This is a genomic window from Streptomyces liliifuscus (assembly GCF_016598615.1).
Classification (GTDB): domain Bacteria; phylum Actinomycetota; class Actinomycetes; order Streptomycetales; family Streptomycetaceae; genus Streptomyces; species Streptomyces liliifuscus.
The window spans coordinates 10,440,334-10,459,397 of the sequence record NZ_CP066831.1 but is presented as its reverse complement, the minus strand read 5'-3'; the positions used below and the strand labels follow the sequence as shown (position 1 = coordinate 10,459,397).

Genomic DNA, 19,064 nt, shown 5'->3' with positions numbered 1-19,064 from the left:
GTCACGCGGTACTCCGGGTAACATTCGTGAATTCCCGAAACCGCTTGCCGGGTTCTCGAACAAAGCGGCACCATCGGTCTCGGGGGCACCGTTCGCAGTCGACGTGAAGAGCCGAACGTCGAGCCGAATGAGCAGGATCAGAGCCGGATCTGAAAGAGCAATAAGGAGACCCATGTCCAGGTACGACTGGAGCATGACCCACGAGGGAATCGACCGGGTGCGCGCCGAGATCGAACCGGCCCGAAAAGAAGTGACCGCCCATCCGATTTACCAGCGGATAAGCACCCGGGAGGACATGGCGACCTTCATGGAGCACCACGTCTTCGCGGTGTGGGACTTCATGTCGCTCCTGAAGTCCCTCCAGCGGGAGCTGACGTGCGTGGACGTCCCCTGGGTGCCGCGCGGCTCGCAGGTGAGCCGACGGCTCATCAACGACATCGTGCTGGTGGAGGAGAGCGACGAGCTGGACGGCGGCTTCACCAGCCACTTCGAGCTCTACCGGGGCGGCATGGCCGAGGCGGGGGCGGACACCTCACGCCTCGACACGTTCCTCGCGCTGCTCGGGGAGGGCCACGACGTGCAGGCGGCACTGCGGGCCGCCCAAGTGCCCGGCCCCGCGGCCGAGTTCGTCACCACGACGTTCGGGATCATCCTCGACAGGCCCCTCCACTGCCAGGCGGCGGCCTTCGCGTTCTCCCGGGAGGACCTCATCCCGGACATGTTCGACCAGGTGATCAAGAAGGAGGGTTCCGACCGGTTCCCGGTCTTCTGCGACTACCTGGCCCGGCACATCGAGGTGGACGGCGAGGAGCACACACCCATGGCCATGGCCATGGTGGCGGACCTCTGCGGCGACGACGACACCCGCTGGAAGGAAGCCGCGGAGACGGCGACCCTCGCCCTGGAGGCCAGGACCCGCCTCTGGAACGCGATCGTGGAGACCATGGAGAAGACACCCAACTGATCCGGCCAACAGCTCCCCGGGCCGCCCCTTCAGGGGCGCGGGGAACTGCGCGCCCAGCCACGACGCACCCGCGGACGACGACGCACAGAACGCCCCCCGGCGCCCACAGCACCTCCCGCGGCGCACTCAACGCCCGCGGGGCGCCGCCGTACTGTCCCGCACCACGAGCCGCGTGGGCACAAGCGTGGTCCCGTGCTCCGGCATGTCGTGGCGCATCTGCCGCAGCACGCCCTCGACACACCGGCGACCCACCTCGGCGAAGTCCTGGTGGACGGTGGTCAGCGGAGGCAGGAAGGAACCCGCCTCGGGGATGTCGTCGAAGCCGATGACGCTCACGTCGTCGGGCACGTACCGGCCCTGTTCGTGCAGGGCCCGCAGCAGGCCCAGCGCCATCTGGTCGTTGGCCGCGAACACCGCCGTGCACTCCGGCTGTGCGGCGAGTTCGAGGCCGGCCCGGTAGCCGGACTCGGCCGACCAGTCGCCGCGTACCAGCGGCGGCGCCGTGCAGCCCGCCTCGGTGAGTTCGGCACGCCAGGCGTCGGCGCGGCGCTGGGCCGCGAAGGACTCCTCGGGCCCGGCCAGGTGCCAGACGGTCTCGTGGCCGAGGTCGAGCAGATACCGCACCGCGGCACGCGTCCCGCCGGCCTGGTCGGTGTCGACGACGGTGTAGCGATCGCCCGCGTCCGAGTCGGCCACGACGACCTGGATGTGCGGCGGCAGGGTGAGGGCCACCGCGTCGAGCAGGTGCACTTCCAGGATGACGATGACGGCGTCGACGGCCAGCTCCCCCAGCCGGGAGAACGCACCGCGCACCTCGTCCTGCGTGGGAACGGCGACGGGCAGCAGCGTGACCGCGTACCCCTCGTGCGCCGCCGAGGTCGCGATCGCCTCCAGCGTGCGCACATTGCCCGTGGTGGAGAGGCCGAAGGTGATGACGCCGATGGTCCGGAACTCGCCGCGCTTGAGCGCCCGGGCGGCACTGTTGGGCCGGTAGCCCAGTTCCTGCATGGCCGCCAGCACCTGCTGCCGGGTCTCCTCGTTCACGCCCGCGTAACCGTTCGACACGCGCGAGACGGTCTGCGAGGAGACGCCCGCCAGTCGGGCGACATCCGCCATGGACGCGCTCTGTGTCCGACGGGAGGCCCGTTTTCCGGCTCGTGCCGACGCCTTCGGCCTGCTCACCGAGGCGTTGTCCGCTGTGTCCACCCGTCTCCCTCGCTGTTCGAGCCGCAGTTTCCTCAAATGACCCTTGACCACCGTCAACGGGGCAGTGTAGACATGCCGCCATCAGATGTTTACGTAAACATAACAGGCCACGAGATCCTTCGGGACTGGATGTTTACGCAAACATCAGCGGCGCACGACGCCGGGTTCGCGAGAGGGACGAGCGAGGAACGACATGACGACGCTACAACCGCCGGCGGCAGCCAAGCGGCGCCCGGACCGGCCTCCGGCGAAACGGGACCGCCGCTCCTGGACGGGGTGGGGTTTCATCGGTCCCTTCGTGGCCGTGTTCGCCCTCGTCTTCCTGGCACCGATCGTGTACTCGATCTATCTCAGTCTGTTCCGGGACCAGTTGATCGGCGGCACCACCTTCGTCGGCCTGGACAACTACACACAGGCCCTCAAGGACGAGCAGTTCTGGGACTCGCTCGCACGGGTCTCGCTCTTCCTGGCCGTACAGGTTCCGATCATGCTCGGCATCGCCCTGCTGATCGCCCTCGCGCTGGACAGCGGGCGCCTGTACGGCAAGGACTTCTTCCGCATCGTGATCTTCCTGCCGTACGCAGTGCCCGCCGTGGTCGCCACCCTGATGTGGGGCTTCATGTACGGCACGAAGTACGGACTGGTGGGCGACATCAACTCGGCCTTCGATGTCTCCCTGCCCGACCCGCTCTCGTCCGACCTGGTCCTGGCGTCGATCGGCAACATCGTCACCTGGGAGTTCATCGGCTACAACATGCTGATCTTCTACTCCGCGCTACGGGTCATCCCCAACTCGCTCTACGAGGCCGCGGAGATCGACGGCGCCGGGCAGTTCCGGGTCATCACCGCCATCAAGCTCCCCGCCATCCGCGGCGCCCTGGTCATCGCGACGATCTTCTCGATCATCGGCAGCTTCCAGCTCTTCAACGAGCCGGCCATCCTGCGGCCGCTGGCGCGCAACGCGATCACGACGGACTTCACCCCGAACTTCTACACGTACTCGCTGTCCTTCAACGGCCAGCAGCACAACTACTCCGCGGCGGTCGCCATCATCATGGGCCTGATCACCATGGTCATCGCCTACGTCGTGCAGCTCCGCGGCATGCGCAAGGGAGCGTGAACATGAGCAGCTCCGTCACCACCGCCTCCCAGACCGCACCCACTCCGAACTCCGGCGGCTCCAAGGGCGCGCCCCGGTTGCGCACACGCAAGGGGCACGTTCCCGGGCGCCCCAAGCGCAGCGTTCTGCTGACCGTCCTCACCGGTCTGGTCCTGCTCTACACCGTGGTGCCCCTGCTGTGGCTGGTCATCAGCGCCACCAAGACCCAGGAAGGGCTCGCCGACTCGTCCGGGCTGTGGTTCAGCAGCGACTTCGCCCTCTGGGACAACATCAGCGAGACGTTCTCGTACCACGACGGCATCTTCGTCCGCTGGCTGCTGAACACCCTGTTGTACGTGGTGCTCGGTGCCGGTGGCGCCACCCTCCTGGCGATCCTGGGCGGCTACGCGCTGGCGAAGTTCACCTTCCCCGGCAAGCGCGCCGTGTTCGCCGTGGTCATCGGTGCCGTGGCCGTCCCTGGCACCGCGCTGGCGGTGCCGACCTTCCTGATGTTCAGCAAGATGGGGCTCACCGACACCCCGTGGGCGGTGATCATCCCCTCGCTCGTCTCGCCCTTCGGCCTGTATCTGATGTGGGTCTTCGCCACCGAGGCGATCCCCAACGAACTGATGGAGGCCGCCCGGATCGACGGAGCGGGCGAGATCCGCACCTTCTTCCAGGTGGCCCTGCCGCTGCTCGCCCCCGGCACCGTGACCGTTCTGCTGTTCACCACGGTCGCCACCTGGAACAACTACTTCCTGCCGTTGATCATGCTCAAGGACCCGGACTGGTACCCCCTGACCCTGGGTCTGGACGCCTGGAACAACCAGGCCCAGACGATCGGCGGTGACGTGATCTTCAACCTCGTGATCACCGGTTCGCTGCTCACCATCATCCCGCTGATCGCCGCGTTCCTGCTGTTGCAGAGGTTCTGGCAGTCCGGGCTGGCCGCCGGAAGCGTCAAGGAGTGACCCGGCCCTCAAGGCCCCCTCAGTCCCACCTCTTTCACCTTCATCTCTTCACCCTCACCCTGTCCCACCCACGAAGAAGTGGAAGCACCTCCATGCGCAGAACCACACGCCGCCTGATGCGCGGCCTCGCCGTCCTCTCCGTGCTCGCCCTGGGCGCGACCGCCTGCGGCGGCTCCGACGACGACAGCTCCGGCCAGAAGCCGGTCTCCGCCGACGACATCCAGGCGGCCCTCAAGAAGGGCGGCTCGGTCACTGTCTGGGCCTGGGAGCCCACGCTCAAGTCGGTCGCCGCCGACTTCCAGAAGAAGTACCCCAAGGTCAAGATCAACCTCGTCGGCGAACGCTCCGGCGACAAGCACTACACGGCTCTGTCGAACGCCATCTCGGCCAAGAAGGGCGTCCCCGACGTCGCGCAGGTCGAGTACTTCGCACTGAGCCAGTACGCGCTCACCAAGGGCCTCAGCGACCTGGCCCCCTTCGGCGCCGACAAGCTCAAGTCCAAGTACACCCCCGGCCCGTGGAACGCCGTGAGCGAGGGTGACAAGGTCTACGGCCTGCCGATGGACTCCGGCCCGATGGCGATGTTCTACAACAAGAAGGTCTTCGACAAGTACAAGATCGCCGTCCCCACCACCTGGGACGAGTACGTCGAGGCGGCCCGCAAGCTGCACAAGGCCGACCCCAAGGTCTACATCGCCAACGACGCCGGTGACGCCGGCTTCACCACCAGCATGCTGTGGCAGGCCGGTTCGCGTCCCTACAAGGTCGACGGCACCAAGGTGTCGATCAACTTCGACGACGCGGGCGCCAAGAAGTACACGGACACCTGGCAGAAGCTGATCGACGAGAAGCTCGTCTCGCCGATCAACGGCTGGACCGACGACTGGTACAAGGGTCTGGGCGACGGCACCATCGCCACCCTGACGACCGGCGCCTGGATGCCCGCCAACTTCGTGACCGGTGTGCCGAACGCCGCCGGTGACTGGCGCGCCGCCCCGATGCCGGCCTGGGCCAAGGGCGACAAGGCGACCGCGGAGAACGGCGGCAGCTCGCTGACCCTGCCCGAGCTGGGCAAGAACAAGGAACTCGCCTACGCCTTCGTCGAGTACGCGAACTCCGGTGACGGTGTCGCGACCCGTATCAAGGAGGGCGCCTTCCCGGCGACCACCGCCGAGCTCCAGGACAGCACGTTCCAGAACAAGGAGTTCGAGTACTTCGGCGGCCAGAAGGCCAACGAGATCTTCGCCGAGTCGGCGGCCAACGTCGGCTCCGACTGGTCGTACCTGCCCTTCCAGCAGTACGCCAACTCGATCTTCAACGACACCGTCGGCAAGGCTTATGTCGGCAACACCAAGCTCGCCGACGGCCTGAAGTCCTGGCAGGACGCCTCCATCAAGTACGGCAAGGAACAGGGCTTCACCGTCGACTAGTCCGACACACGCCCCCAAGCCGCCCACCCCTGTGCCACCCCGGAAGGACCACGATGATCTCCACCCTCCTGTCCCAGCTGAACGGGCCGGACGGTGACTCCACCCCACGTCTCGCGTACGGCGCCGACTACAACCCCGAGCAGTGGCCTCGCGAGGTGTGGGAGGAGGACGTACGGCTGATGCGTGAGGCCGGCGTCAACCTGGTGTCCGTGGGGATCTTCTCCTGGGCCCGCATCCAGCCGGCCCGGGACCAGTGGGACTTCGGCTGGCTCGACGAGATCATGGGCCTGCTGCACGCGGGCGGCATCGGGGTCGACCTGGCCACCGCCACCGCGTCCCCGCCGCCCTGGCTCACCACGGCGCACCCGGAGATCCTTCCGGTGACCGCCTCCGGTGAGACGGTGTGGCCGGGGGCGCGGCAGCACTGGCGGCCCACCTCGCCCGTCTTCCGCGAGCACGCGCTGCGCCTGGTGCGGACGATGGCCGAGCGGTACGCGGACCATCCCGCGCTGGCGGCCTGGCACATATCCAACGAGCTGGGCTGCCACAACATCTACGACTACTCGGACGACGCGGCCCGTGCCTTCCGCGACTGGCTGCGCGACCGGTACACCACCCTCGACGCCCTCAACCACGCCTGGGGCACGGCCTTCTGGTCGCAGCGCTACAGCGACTGGGAGCAGATCCTCCCGCCCCGGCTGGCCGCCTCCCACCCGAACCCCACGCAGCAGCTGGACTTCAAGCGCTTCTCCTCGGACGCGCTGAAGGAGTACCTGCGCGCGGAGCGTGACGTGCTGCGGGAGATCACGCCGGATGTTCCGGTCACCACGAACTTCATGGTGATGGGCAACACCAAGGGCATGAACTACCCGGACTGGGCGGGCGAGATCGACTTCGTCTCCAACGACCACTACGTCCACCCCGGCCCGCAGGACCGTGACGAGCTGTCCTTCTCCGCGAACCTCACCAGCGGTATCGCGAGCGGCCGTCCGTGGTTCCTGATGGAGCACTCCACGAGTGCCGTCAACTGGCAGCCCGTCAACGTGGCCAAGCGGCCGGGCGATCTGGCCCGTGACTCGCTGCTGCACGTCGCGCACGGCGCCGACGCCGTGTGCTACTTCCAGTGGCGCCAGTCCGCGGCCGGTGCCGAGAAGTACCACTCCGCGATGGTGCCGCACGCCGGTGCCGACAGCGAGGTCTTCCGCGCGGTCACCGCCCTCGGCCAAACCCTCAAGGCCCTGGCCCCGGTCGCGGGCACCGAGCGCGAGCCCGCCCGGGTCGGCATCGTCTACGACTGGGAGTCGTGGTGGGCGAGCGAGCAGGACTCGCACCCGACCGCCCTGCTCGACTACCGCCAGGAGGCGCTGGACTGGTACTCCGCGCTCCTCGCCCTCGGCGTCCGGGCCGACGTCGTCACCACCACGGCCGACCTCGACCGCTACGACCTGCTGATCGCGCCCGTGCTGCATGTGATCCCGGCGCCGCTGGCCAAGGAACTCACGCGGTACGCCGAGACCGGCGGCCACCTGGTCACCACGTACTTCTCCGGTGTCGTCGACGAGAACGACCACATCTGGCTCGGCGGCCACCCGGGAGCGCTGCGCGACCTCCTCGGCATCCGTATCGAGGAGTTCGGGCCGCTGCTCGACGGTGACAGCGTCGACCTGGACGGCGCCGGCACGGGCACCCTGTGGACCGACCGGATCACCGTCACCGACCCGACGGTGGAGGTGCTGGCGCACTACCGCACCGGTACGTACGCGGGCATGCCCGCCGTCACCCGCCGTGCGGCGGGTCAGGGCTCGGCCTCGTACGTCTCCACCCGGCTCGGCGTCGACGGGCTGGCAGGTCTGCTGCCCGAGCTGCTCGGGCCGGCCGGCGTCCGGAGCGAACTGCCCGCCGAGGCACGGGGATCGGTCGAGCAGATCGTGCGCCGCGGGCCCGACGGCCGCTTCCTGTTCCTGGTCAACCGGACCGACGGAACCGTGCCGCTGACCGGTCTCTCCGGAGAGGTCCTGGTCGGCGACACGGACAGCGAGGGCAGTCTCGTCCTCGGGCCCAGGGACGTCGCCGTGGTGCGACTGCCCGCCGGCTGACCCACTCCCCCGCACAACGCCGACTCCTCGAACGGCACCGCACTGGTTCGAGGGCCATCCCTCCTGCCCGACGGGCGGGAGGTAGACCGCAGCGCCAACACCGTAGTTGGGAGCACACGATGGCACGCCGCACCCGCAACAGACGGCTCCTCGGAGCCGCCGGCCTCACCGCACTGGCCACCGGGGCAGCCCTCATCTCCGCCCCGTCGTCCACCGCACAGGTCACGGCGGCGGACACCGCCGCCGTGACCGTGCGGCCCGACCCGTCGTACGAGCAGGAGAAGTTCGAGGGCTGGGGCACCAGCCTGGTCTGGTTCGCCAACGCCACCGGCGACTATCCCAAGGAGATACGCGAGAAGCTCGCCAAGCTCCTCTTCGGCGACGACGGCCTGGCCCTGAACATCGCCCGCTACAACATCGGCGGTGGCAACGCCCCGGACGTCGAGGACTACCTGCGCGCCGGAGGTGCCGTCGAGGGCTGGTGGAAGGCCCCGGCGGGCACCACCCGCGAGGACACCGACTGGTGGAGCGCCGACGACCCGGCGGACTGGAACAAGGACGCCGACGCGACCCAGCGCTGGTGGGTCGACCGCATCAAGAACGACATCGACCACTGGGAGACGTTCAGCAACTCCCCGCCGTGGTTCATGACGAAGAGCGGCTATGTCTCCGGCGGGTTCAACGCCACCGAGGACCAGCTCAAGACCGAGTCGGTCGACGACTTCGCCGCCTACATGGCGGGCGCGACCAAGCGTCTCGAGAAGGCCGAGGGCATCAAGGTCGACACGATCGACCCGTTCAACGAGCCCAACACCAACTACTGGAGCACTCGCCTGGGAGCCGACGGCAAGCCGGTCGGCGGCCGTCAGGAAGGGGCGCACATCGGCCCCGAGCTCCAGCAGAAGGTCATCAAGGCCCTGGCCCCCGCGCTCAAGAAGGCGAAGACCAAGGCGGAGATCTCCGCGATGGACGAGACCAACCCGTCCATCTTCTCGACGAACTGGAACTCCTACCCGCAGGAAGTGCGGGACCTCGTCGGCCAGATGAACGTCCACACCTACGGCACCGGTCAGCGGACCACCGTACGGGACCTCGCGAAGGCGGCCGACAAGCCGCTGTGGCAGAGCGAGGTCGAGGGCGACTGGGGCGACGGCCAGAGCTTCACGGACATGCGGCCGGGCCTCGGTCTCGCCCAGCGCATCGTCGACGACCTGCGTGAACTGGAGCCCAAGGCCTGGGTGTTCTGGCAGCCCGTCGAGGACTACGACAACATGAAGCCGGGCGGCGAGTCGGCCAAGGGCGGCAACTGGGGCAGCATCCAGCTCCCGTTCAGCTGCACCTCGAAGGACACGCTCAAGTCCTGCCCGATCTACACCAACACGAAGTTCGACACGGCACGCAACTTCACGCACTACATCAAGCCCGGTGACCGGCTGATCAAGACGGACGACACGTCCAGCGCCGCCGCAGTCTCCAAGAAGGGCAACGGCGCGACGGTCGTCCACGTCAACAGCACCACCGAAGCCCGCGCGGTCACCGTCGACCTGTCGAAGTTCGGCAAGGTCAGCCGCAGTGCCACCGTCACCCCGGTCGTGACCAGCGCCGACGGCAAGCTCGAACGCCACAGGGCCGTCAAGGTGAGTGACCGCAAGGCCACCTTCACGGTGCCCGCGCAGTCCGTGACCTCCTTCGTCGTCAAGGGCGTCTCGGGCGTCGCGAAGGACGCCGCCGAGCTGCGCAAGGGCCACACCTACGAGCTGACCGGTGTCCAGAGCGGCAAGGCGCTCACCGTCGCCGACAACGGCACGAGCCTCGTCATCAGGACGTCGGCGGGAGACGCGGCCGGCCAGGAGTGGAAGCTGCGGCAGATCTCCGGTGACACCGGCAACCGGCAGCGGTACGTCTTCACCAACCCGGTGGAGGGCAAGCGCCTGGCGGTCCGTGACGGCGCCCCGGTCCTTGAGGCCGACTCCGGTCCGCGCGACAAGGCCACCCAGTGGATCATGTCGACGACCGGCGACGGCACCTGGACCCTCGTCAACGCGGCCACCGGACGGCTTCTGGAGGTCGGCGGCCAGGCCACCAACGACGGTGCCGCCGTCACGCTGTGGACGCCCAACTCCGGCTCCAACCAGCGCTGGAAGGTCACGGACGTGACCGACTAGGACCGGCCGCCGCCCCGAGCGGGCGCCCGGACACGCTCTCTGTCACACAGCTCCGTGCCCGCCGTTCTGTGCCCGCCGTCGCGAACGGCGGGCACAGAGGTGCGTTCGCGTACGTTCCACTTGTGACCACTCCGTCGAGGTCGGTCTCGTAGTGTGATGACTGTTGAAGAAACCCATCTCTGAAGAAGATGAAGCACTCCCCGGGAGAGCCAGTGGATCTGCGGCAGATGGAGGTCGTCATCGCGGTGGCCGAGGAGGGCGGCTTCACCGCGGCGGCGCAGCGGCTGCACGTCGTCCAGTCCGCCGTGTCGAGCACGGTGCGGGCGCTGGAACGCGAGCTGGGCACCCCGCTGTTCGACCGCACCACGCACCGGGTCTCCCTGACCCCGGCCGGTGAGGCGTTCGTACCGGCCGCGCGGGCGGCGTTACGGGCCGCGGACCAGGCGCGGGCTGCCGTCGACGTCGTACAGGGGCAGCTGCGGGGGCGGATCACGGTGGGCACGATGCAGGGGGTCTGGGCCGATCTGCACCGCCCGCTGGCCGCCCTGCGGGCCGAGCATCCGGGTGTGGTGGTGCGGCTGCGGCAGGCGGCCGTGGTCGACATCCGCCAGGCGCTGCGGGAGGGCACGGTGGATCTGGCCGTGGTCGCCCTCGACCGCCAGCAGCAGCGGGGGCTGGTCACGCGGCTGCTGTCCCGTGAGGAGATGGTGCTGGTGAGCGCTCCGGGGCGGGCGTTCCCCGTGACGGACGGGAAGGTCGCCCTCGCCGACGCGGCCCGGCTGCCGCTGGTGGACTTCACTCCCGGCTGGGCGATCCGGCTCGCCGTGGACAAGGCGTTCCGGGCGGCCTCGGTGGACCGTGAGCCGACCTTCGAGGTCAACGATATCGTCGCGGCCTCCGAACTCGTCCGCAACGACCTGGGTGTCTGCGTCATGCCCGTCTCGATCGCGGACCGGTTCCCCGACCTGACGACCCACCGCTTCGACCGTCACGCGCCGAACTGGAAGGTCATGGTGGTCCGGCCGCGGGGCGAGGCGCCTCCGGCGGTCGCGGCGCTGCTGAGGCACATGACCTGACGGGGTCCGGCCGCTCCATGACCTGACGGTCCCGGTCCGCTCATCGCTCGCGAGTTCCATCTCTTGCGGAGATGACTGATATCTCGAACCATCGCCGCATCGGGGGAAGCATCGGGGCGCCCCCGAACGCTGACGAGACCATGAACGTCCTCCAGAGTTCGCGCGACGACCACACCTCGGGCCGGTCCACCGGCACGGCCGAACTCGGCGTTCCGGGATGGCTGGTCGTGCTCCTGGCCGCCGCCTCCGGCATGACGGTCGCCAACCTGTACTACGCCCAGCCCCTGTTGTCCTCGCTGCGTGACGTCTTCCACGTCGGCGAGGCGGCGGCCGGCGGGCTGATCACCCTCACCCAGGTCGGCTATGTCCTGGGCATGCTCCTGCTCGTCCCGCTCGGCGACCGGCTGGAGAAGCGCCGGCTGATCACCGTGCTGCTGGCGGTCACCACGCTCGCCCTCCTCGCCGCCGGTCTCGCGACGAGCTTCCCCATGCTGCTGATCGCCTCCCTGATCAGCGGCGGCACGTCGGTCGTCGCCCAGATCCTCGTGCCCTTCGCCGCGAGTCTCGCCCCGGACCACACCCGCGGCCGGATCGTGGGCCGGGTGATGAGCGGTCTGCTCACCGGCATCCTGCTGTCCCGCACCCTCAGCAGCCTGGTCTCGGACGTGGCGGGCTGGCGCGTCGTCTATCTGGGCTCCGCCGTCCTGATGGCGCTGCTGGCGCCGGCCCTGCACGCCGCCCTGCCCCGCCAGGCCGCCACCACGGCGATCCCGTACACCCAGGTGCTGCGTTCCACGGTCCGACTGGTGCGCGTCCACCCGGCGTTGCTCCGCCGTGGGCTCTACCAGGCGGCGATGTTCGGTGCGTTCAGCGCGTTCTGGACCACCGTCTCGTACGTCCTCACGGGCCCGCGTTTCCACTACTCCCCCGTCGGAGTCGGTGTCTTCGCCCTCGTCGGGGCCGCAGGAGCGGCCGTGGCGCCCTTCGCGGGCCGTTGGGCCGACCGCGAGCTGGTGCGCCCGATGACCGGTGCCGGGCTCGCCGCCGCGGCCGTCGCCTTCGCGGTCGCCGGGCTCGGCCAGCGGCACATCCTGCTCCTGGCGCTGGCCGCCGTACTGCTCGACATGGCCGTGCAGACCACGCTGATCCTCGGTCAGCACACCGTCTACCAGTTGGACGCGAACGCGCGGGCGCGGCTGAACAGTGCCTTCATCGCTCTCTTCTTCGTCGGCGGCGCCCTCGGTTCGCAGTTCGGCTCGCTCGCCTTCCACGCCGGCGGCTGGACGGCGGTGGCCCTCCTCGGCACCGCCCTCCCCGTCCTGGCCCTCCTCTACTGGGCCACGGAGTTCCGCGACCGGACAAGGGTGGCCGAAAACGCATGAGATGAACATCCGTTCCATACGATGACCCGGTGACCAGTGACATCGCGGCGCAGGTGGGCGCCGACGCCGACGCCCATCCGAAGACGGATCCTCCTCCCTGGGCGAGGCGGTTGCGCCGGTTCGGCTACGCGGGGCGCCCACGGACCGACACCCGCGACCTCCTGGTCCCGCCCTTCCCGGAACCCGGCACACGCGTCGGCGAGGCCCTGGGCCTCAGCCCGGCACTGACTCACCGCGTCACGAAGGCGATGGGCTGGATCGGTCCGGTCCTCGTCGCCGTCCTCGCCGGAGCCATCCGCTTCTGGCACCTCGGCCGGCCGCGGTCCGTCGCCTTCGACGAGACGTACTACGCCAAGGACGCCTGGGCGTTGCTGAAGCTCGGCTACGAGGGCACGTGGCCGGACCGCAAGATCGCCGACCCGCAGATCCTGGCGGACCCTCAGGTGATCCCGCTGTCCGACACCGGGACCTTCGTGGCGCACCCGCCGATGGGCAAGTGGGTGATCGCCCTCGGTGAGTGGATGTTCGGCCTGAACCCCTTCGGCTGGCGCTTCATGACGGCGGTGCTCGGCACGTTGTCGGTGCTGATGCTGTGCCGAATAGGCCGCCGTCTCTTCCGTTCGACGGCGCTGGGCTGTCTGGCCGGACTGCTGCTGGCGGTGGACGGCCTGCACTTCGTGATGAGCCGGATCGCTCTGCTCGACCTCGTCGTCATGTTCTTCGTCCTGGCCGCGTTCGGGTGCCTGCTGGTCGACCGGGACCGGGCGCGGGCCCGTCTCGCGGAAGCCCTGCCGGTGGACGCGGGCGGCTTCGCGGGTCCGCATCGACACACCGGCGAGCATGCGGGGATGGGCCTACGGCCGTGGCGGATCGCGGCCGGCGCGCTGCTGGGCCTGGCGGCCTCGAGCAAGTGGAACGGCCTCTACGTCCTGGCGTTCTTCATGGTCATGACCGTGCTGTGGGATGTCGGCTCCCGCCGCGTCGCCGGTGCACGCCGCCCGTATCTGTCGGTGCTGCGCAAGGATCTCGGCTGGTCGGCACTGTCCCTCGCGCCGGTAGCCCTGGTCACGTATCTGATGACCTGGACCGGCTGGTTCCTGTCCGACAAGGGCTACGGACGGCACTGGGCGGACGGCCGGGGCGGCCCGTGGTCGTGGATCCCGTCCCCGCTGCGCAGTCTGTGGCACTACGAGCACGGGGTCTACGAGTTCAACGTGGGGCTGGACTCCTGGCACCGCTACGAGTCCAACCCGTGGAGCTGGCTGGTCCTCGGACGACCGGTGGCGTACTCGTACGAGTCGGACTTCGCACAGGACGGCTGTCGCACCGCGTCCGGCTGCTCCCAGGCGGTCCTCGCGCTGGGCACACCGCTGCTGTGGTGGTCGGCGTGCTTCGCGCTGCTCTATCTGCTCTACCGGTGGGCGCTGCGCCGCGACTGGCGCGCGGGCGCCGTCCTGTGCGCGGTGGGGGCCGGCTATCTGCCCTGGTTCCTGTACCAGGACCGCACGGTCTTCTCCTTCTACGCGGTCGTCTTCGTTCCCTATCTGTGCCTGGCCGTCGCGATGTTGGTGGGCGCGATGCTGGGGCCACCGGGGTCGGGCGAGAGACGCCGGGCCGTGGGAGCGATGAGCGCGGGTGTCCTCGTGCTGCTCATCCTCTGGAACTTCATCTACTTCTTCCCGATCTACACGGGTGCGACGATCCCGTATTCCGACTGGCATTCGAGAATGTGGCTCGACACCTGGATCTGAGGGATACGGGACCGCGCTCCGTATGTCACCTTCGGCGGCCCCTGCTCGCCAGACCGCTACCGACCCCGGCGAGATGAAGGGCCAGCACGATCAGCCCTATCAGCATCACATTGGTCGAGGTGAAGACGTCGTTGGTCGAGATCTCCGCGGCATTGATCAGGAATGCGATGAGGAACAGGGCGGCCGCTGCCATGCCGAGCATGGATTCCCCTCTCTGCGGTTTCCGGAGTGGGTTCAGATCCCACTCCCACTCGACGAGTGCCCCGGCCCGGCCGGATCAGACACCCATGACCCGGGCCGATCGTGGTACTCGCCGACCACAGCGGAATCCCCGCAGAGCGCCGCATTCCGGAGTCCCTGCCATCGTCTCCGGAACCGGACGAGTAAGCCCTTTGCCGTCGGGAAGCAGCAACGGTGGAAGCAAAGCGAGAGCCACAGCCCCACAGGGAGTGGGCTGGGGGAAGCCGTGATGGCGACCGAGCCGCGTTGGGACGACAAACTGACTTCTGAGGAGACTTACACCCAGACCACCGAATTCGCCGGCGAACCGTCCGATGTGACGGGCTCACGACTCGCCGCGGAGGCGTTCCTCGTTGTGCTCACGCGTGCCTCTCCGCCGGCGGAGCCCGAGCGCTGGGACGACATCCTGCTGGTCGTCACGGAGTTGGCCGCCAACGCCGTGCAGTACGCACCGGGCCCGTTCACGCTGTACATGCGGCGCACGTTCGACGGTGTGCATGTGACGATGCACGACACCAGCACCACACCACCGGCGCCTCGTCCCTTCCGTCCCGGCCGGAACGACGGGGGCGTGGGATGGCATCTCATCCATACGCTGTGTGACCAGGTGAGTGTGGTGACGACCGAGAAGGGCAAGGACATTCACGTGTTCATGCCGTGGTGAGGTTCCCCCGCGCTCCCCGCTGTTTCCCTACGGCATGGTTTGGAGCGGCACCAGGACGCTGATCGTCTTGCCGCCTTCCGGACGCCTCTCGATGGTGATGTCCCGCGCCAGCCGGATGATCAGCGGCCAGCCGTAGCCGTTGCCGAGATGCACCGGGGGGAGGCCGCCCGAGCCGAAGGCGGCGGCGGGGACGACGTCGCTGTTGTCGTGCACGGCCAGCCGCACACCCTCGGGCGTGGGCGTCGCCTCGACCCCGACCAGCCCGCCCCCGTGCCGGACGGCGTTCGCGGCCAGTTCCGAGACGACCAGCAGGAGATCGATGACGGCGGTCTCCGTCGCTCTGCGGGACGGGGAGTTCCACTGTTCCAGCACCACGGCGCGGACGTGCGCGCGGGCCATCGCTGCTGTGGTGATCGGAACCGGCGTCATCGACGCCCCACCGGACATGAGGTCGGGTGGCGCGAAGGCGGTGGTGTCGATTCGGTCCATATCCGTCGTGCCCCTGAGATCTGCTTGCTCGATGCCGGGTCCCAGACCGGGTCCGTCCACGTCCGTATTCCCACTGAGCGCACGACCATGGGTGCGAATCCCCCGACCGTCGTGCCGGGTCAGGGTGTGGTCGCCCGTCGTGGAGGCAGACTCCGGTAGTAGTCGCCGACACCGGCGAGGTACTCGGGGTCCAGCGTTTCGCGATCGGTCTTGAAGCGCGGCGCGGCCTTTATCTCCTCCTCGGTGCACGCCACCCTGACCTCCTGGGCCTCGGCGTCGACGGTGGTGACGACTCCCACGGGTATCAGCACGCTGCTGCCGAACAGCCAGACTCCGGTGTCGACGATCAGATGGCGCAGGCCCGAGTCGTCGGCCTGCCGGTCCACACGCCCGATCGTGCCGTCGGACGCCACCACCGTGAACCCCGTGAGCCGCTGCCCCTCCGTGTGCCCGCTGTCCCCTGCGTACGACCAGATTCTGTCGGTGACCACGCCGCTCCTTCCGTCCCGTGTGCGTTCCTTCCCGGGTGAGCCCGGGTGGAGCACCGCGGCCGGACATCCGCCGCCCGTCATGCTCCACGGGCAGCAAATACCCTGCCGACGGACTGGCATTCGCAACGATTTCGCCGAAAGGGCCTTCCCGCGTGCTTTACGCGCGCCCCACGTAGCTGCGGATCGTGGTGCCGTGCTCATCGGTGTGCACGCGGACCAGGTCCGACAGGTGGTGAACGAGGAGCAGCCCCCGGCCGCCGAGTTGGTCGGGGGGTGCCGGACGGCGGCCCACGAGGGGGTCGGTCAGCCGGCCGGTGTCCTGGACCTCACAGACGATCTGCTCGCTCTCCGCCCACAGACGCAGCGTTCCCCTGCCGTCGGCGTGCACCACGCTGTTCGTGGTCAGCTCCGCCACGACCAGCGCCAGATCCTGGAGACGGACGGCCCCCATCCCACGCTCCCGTGCCTCCTGGAGGGCGAAGTCCCGGGTGACCGGCAGGGCTTCGGCGTCGAACCGGAACGTCGCCGCCCCGGGTGGACACCGCAGCGGTTCGTTGTAGCGGTCGAGCACCTTCACCGGGTCGTAGGCGCCGCTGGCCGACTGATGGCCCGCGGTGATGAGCAGAGGGTGCGTGGCGTGGGCGTCGGCGAGGACGTCGTCCGGCAGCGACCGGGCGTCGTACGGACAGAGGATGGTCACGTCCCGCCCACGGAACGCCGTGTTGATCAGGGCCTCGTGCTGGACGCAGGCGGGATACTCCGTGGCGCTGCGGCCGGACCAGATCGGTTCCCCGATGATGCGCACGTGGCCGCCGCGCCGGGCGTCGGCGAAGGCCCGCAGGACCGACGGGATGATGCGGCCCGGATTCCGGCCCGCCCTGGTCATGTCGACGAAGTGCACGGCCTCGGCCGCGGCTCCCAGCGCCGCCGCGATCAGTTCCAGCCGCGGGACGGGGGCGGCCACCGCGACGGGCTCCGACGCGGCGAGTCCCGCCAGGAGGAAGGGCACCGTCCCGGCCACGTACTCCTGGTCACCGCGGTAGAAGAGCGCGGGATGGACGAAGGGGGCGTCCTCTGTCGCCGTCGTCATACCGCCCCACCAGTCTTCGGGGTAGGGGCCAGGAGGTCTGGGCAATCCGCCACGGCCCGGCCCGGGTCGTATGGGCTCCGGACACGAAGCCGGCCGTCGGCCGACTCGGCCGGGGCGACCCACCACTGCAGGACCTCGACACGGACGACGATCTGTCCGTGCTGCCCATCTGGTCCACCGGTGCCACCCCGGGGGGCCACAATACGCCGTCGCACTGGCGTTCCATAAACGTGTCCGAGTCGTCGCCGCGCACCGCGCGGGCCGGTCGCACGACTGCGCGCCCGGCCCGCGGGGTTCACCTGGTGACTGTCTCTCCGCCGTCACGCACCTCGGTACCGCCCGTGACGGGAGGCCGTTGAGCCATCGGCGCCACGGGCTGCCGGACGGCCGAGAGATGGCGGCGCGCCCTTTCCAGGGCACGCCTCACGTCGCGCGTGCCGGTCGACACACAGAGCGTGTACGCGAGGTCCTGCACCCGCTGGTCCGGTTTCGCCACGGCGACGCCCTCGTCCTCGGGGTCGATCAGCGCCTCGTACTCGTCCACGAGCCTGCGCAGGGTCGCGGGATGGGGCATCAGCATCGGGCTCACTCCTCGGCCTCCTCGGCCTGTCCGGCCTCTTCGGCCTCCTCGGCTTTCCGCGTCACGCGGCCCTGGTGCGTCCGTCGGCGTCGGGGCGACCGGCCGGCGGCTGCTGCTGCCCGCCCATCGCCTCGTCCCGGACACGCGCGCAGCTGCGGCTGATGAGACGTGAGACGTGCATCTGGGAGATCCCGAGCACATCGGCGATGCGCGTCTGCGTCATGTCCTCGAAGAAGCGCATGTACAGGATGGCCCGCTCGCGTTCGGGCAGCCGGCGCAGCCCTTCCCTGGCCGCTTCCCGGTCGACGACCAGCTCGTACGAGGAATCGACGGCGCCCAGGGTGTCCGCGAGGCTGTAGTTGTCCTCCGCGGAGGCGAGTTCGGCGTCCAGGGAGAGCGTGCTGAAGCTCTCCATCGCCTCCATCCCCGCGCCGACCTCGTCCTCCGTCAGCCCGGTGTGCGCCGCGATCTCGGCCATCGTGGGCTCCGGGGATCCGGGATTCAACGTGAGATCCCGTCGGGCCAACCGCACCTTGTTGCGCAGTTCCTGGACCCGGCGGGGCACTCGCAGCGCCCACATCCGGTCCCGGAAGTGCCGCTTCACCTCACCGGTGATGGTGGGCACGGCGTAACTCTCGAACGCCCCGCGAGAGGGGTCGTACCGGTCGACCGCCTTCACCAGCCCCATGGCCGCGACCTGGCGCAGGTCCTCGACGGACTCGCCCCGGTCGCGGAAGCGGCCGGCGATCCGGTGCGCCATGGGCAGCCATACGGTCACCAGTTCGTCGCGTACGGCGTCCCGCTCGGGCCCGTCCTCCAGTTCGGCGAGCCGGGCGAACGCGGCCGCGGCATCAGGAGCGTCGTCGTGCGAATGCTTCGCGTGGGCGGCCGGCAGGGCGGATGAGTCCGGCCGGACGGCCGTCTCCGTGCTCACGGGCTTGTCAGGTCGATTTGTAGACAAATCGCTAGGCATGTGGATTCGCTCCTGAACATTGGCTTGCGGGGGAATGCCGCAGGAGGAGTGGTGTCGCCCGAGCCGCCCGGAGGCCCCCGGAGCTCACACCTACTCGCTCCTACGGACGTGCCTCCGGTCCGAAGCACGAAATTCCGCTTGCCCGTGCTTCCCGGGGAGAAACACCGCTTTCTCGAAATCGACCACACGCCGTGGCGGCGGGATCCTCGCCCCGCCACGGCTCCGGCCAGGCCTCGCCCATGGTCGGGGCCCGCCAGAAACTCCCCTCAAGAAGGGGAAGAAAGCGGCGACTTCCGGCCAGATCCTCCAGGCGACCGCTTTCTCTTACCCTGCGAGGGGAGTGAGCGGCGCGAAGCAGGGCATGCGGGCTTTGACACATCAGCGGCGACGAGTGGGG

17 protein-coding genes are annotated in these 19,064 nt (G+C 69.0%); 10 read left to right on the top strand and 7 right to left on the bottom strand.

Features of this window, described 5'->3' with window-relative positions:
- Positions 1 to 172: 172 nt before the first annotated feature.
- Positions 173 to 964 carry a DUF3050 domain-containing protein gene (locus JEQ17_RS45610; RefSeq protein ID WP_200400820.1) on the top strand — a complete coding sequence of 264 codons (792 nt, stop codon included), beginning with the start codon at positions 173 to 175 and terminating at the stop codon, positions 962 to 964.
- 126 nt (positions 965 to 1,090) lie between these two features.
- On the opposite strand, the gene JEQ17_RS45605 is transcribed toward JEQ17_RS45610, so the two are convergent.
- On the bottom strand, positions 1,091 to 2,080 hold the full coding sequence (locus JEQ17_RS45605; protein ID WP_200400819.1) for a LacI family DNA-binding transcriptional regulator: 990 nt from the start codon (positions 2,078 to 2,080) through the stop codon (positions 1,091 to 1,093).
- 283 nt (positions 2,081 to 2,363) lie between these two features.
- On the opposite strand from JEQ17_RS45605, the gene JEQ17_RS45600 reads away from it, so the two are divergent.
- From JEQ17_RS45600 to JEQ17_RS45565, 8 genes are all read left to right on the top strand, one after another.
- Complete coding sequence (locus JEQ17_RS45600; protein ID WP_200400818.1) at positions 2,364 to 3,290, top strand: carbohydrate ABC transporter permease; 927 nt, start codon at positions 2,364 to 2,366, stop codon at positions 3,288 to 3,290.
- 2 nt (positions 3,291 to 3,292) lie between these two features.
- Positions 3,293 to 4,240 (top strand): carbohydrate ABC transporter permease, encoded by a 948-nt coding sequence (locus tag JEQ17_RS45595; RefSeq protein WP_200400817.1) that lies wholly within the window; start codon positions 3,293 to 3,295, stop codon positions 4,238 to 4,240.
- A gap of 92 nt (positions 4,241 to 4,332) precedes the next feature.
- Positions 4,333 to 5,670, top strand: a complete 1,338-nt coding sequence (locus tag JEQ17_RS45590) for an ABC transporter substrate-binding protein (protein ID WP_200400816.1) — start codon at positions 4,333 to 4,335, stop codon at positions 5,668 to 5,670.
- 53 nt (positions 5,671 to 5,723) lie between these two features.
- Complete coding sequence (locus JEQ17_RS45585) at positions 5,724 to 7,766, top strand: beta-galactosidase (RefSeq protein ID WP_200400815.1); 2,043 nt, start codon at positions 5,724 to 5,726, stop codon at positions 7,764 to 7,766.
- Positions 7,767 to 7,885: 119 nt separating this feature from the next.
- A complete protein-coding gene (locus tag JEQ17_RS45580; protein WP_200400814.1) occupies positions 7,886 to 9,931 on the top strand; it encodes a glycoside hydrolase in 2,046 nt (681 codons plus the stop codon).
- Between the two features lie 212 nt (positions 9,932 to 10,143).
- Complete coding sequence (locus JEQ17_RS45575; protein ID WP_200400813.1) at positions 10,144 to 11,007, top strand: LysR family transcriptional regulator; 864 nt, start codon at positions 10,144 to 10,146, stop codon at positions 11,005 to 11,007.
- Positions 11,008 to 11,078: 71 nt separating this feature from the next.
- Positions 11,079 to 12,389, top strand: coding sequence for an MFS transporter (locus tag JEQ17_RS45570; RefSeq protein ID WP_200400812.1), 1,311 nt, complete (start codon positions 11,079 to 11,081; stop codon positions 12,387 to 12,389).
- A 29-nt stretch (positions 12,390 to 12,418) separates the two neighbouring features.
- A complete protein-coding gene (locus JEQ17_RS45565) occupies positions 12,419 to 14,140 on the top strand; it encodes a dolichyl-phosphate-mannose--protein mannosyltransferase (protein WP_200400811.1) in 1,722 nt (573 codons plus the stop codon).
- A gap of 25 nt (positions 14,141 to 14,165) precedes the next feature.
- Here JEQ17_RS45565 and JEQ17_RS45560 read toward each other — a convergent pair whose 3' ends face one another.
- On the bottom strand, positions 14,166 to 14,342 hold the full coding sequence (locus tag JEQ17_RS45560) for a hypothetical protein (protein WP_200400810.1): 177 nt from the start codon (positions 14,340 to 14,342) through the stop codon (positions 14,166 to 14,168).
- Positions 14,343 to 14,609: 267 nt separating this feature from the next.
- Here JEQ17_RS45560 and JEQ17_RS45555 point away from each other — a divergent pair, with 267 nt between their 5' ends.
- Positions 14,610 to 15,044 carry an ATP-binding protein gene (locus JEQ17_RS45555; protein ID WP_200400809.1) on the top strand — a complete coding sequence of 145 codons (435 nt, stop codon included), beginning with the start codon at positions 14,610 to 14,612 and terminating at the stop codon, positions 15,042 to 15,044.
- A 27-nt stretch (positions 15,045 to 15,071) separates the two neighbouring features.
- Here the strand turns inward: JEQ17_RS45555 and JEQ17_RS45550 are convergent, their stop codons facing one another.
- From JEQ17_RS45550 to JEQ17_RS45530, 5 genes are all read right to left on the bottom strand, one after another.
- The gene (locus tag JEQ17_RS45550; RefSeq protein ID WP_407700126.1) at positions 15,072 to 15,533 is read right to left on the bottom strand and encodes an ATP-binding protein; all 462 of its coding nucleotides are present in this window, start codon (positions 15,531 to 15,533) and stop codon (positions 15,072 to 15,074) included.
- Between the two features lie 119 nt (positions 15,534 to 15,652).
- On the bottom strand, positions 15,653 to 16,024 hold the full coding sequence (locus JEQ17_RS45545; protein ID WP_200400808.1) for a PRC-barrel domain containing protein: 372 nt from the start codon (positions 16,022 to 16,024) through the stop codon (positions 15,653 to 15,655).
- Between the two features lie 157 nt (positions 16,025 to 16,181).
- The gene (locus JEQ17_RS45540; protein WP_200400807.1) at positions 16,182 to 17,114 is read right to left on the bottom strand and encodes a sensor histidine kinase; all 933 of its coding nucleotides are present in this window, start codon (positions 17,112 to 17,114) and stop codon (positions 16,182 to 16,184) included.
- 295 nt (positions 17,115 to 17,409) lie between these two features.
- Complete coding sequence (locus JEQ17_RS45535; protein WP_200400806.1) at positions 17,410 to 17,694, bottom strand: DUF5133 domain-containing protein; 285 nt, start codon at positions 17,692 to 17,694, stop codon at positions 17,410 to 17,412.
- A 61-nt stretch (positions 17,695 to 17,755) separates the two neighbouring features.
- Positions 17,756 to 18,667 (bottom strand): SigB/SigF/SigG family RNA polymerase sigma factor, encoded by a 912-nt coding sequence (locus JEQ17_RS45530; protein ID WP_200400805.1) that lies wholly within the window; start codon positions 18,665 to 18,667, stop codon positions 17,756 to 17,758.
- Between the last annotated feature and the right edge of the window lie 397 nt (positions 18,668 to 19,064).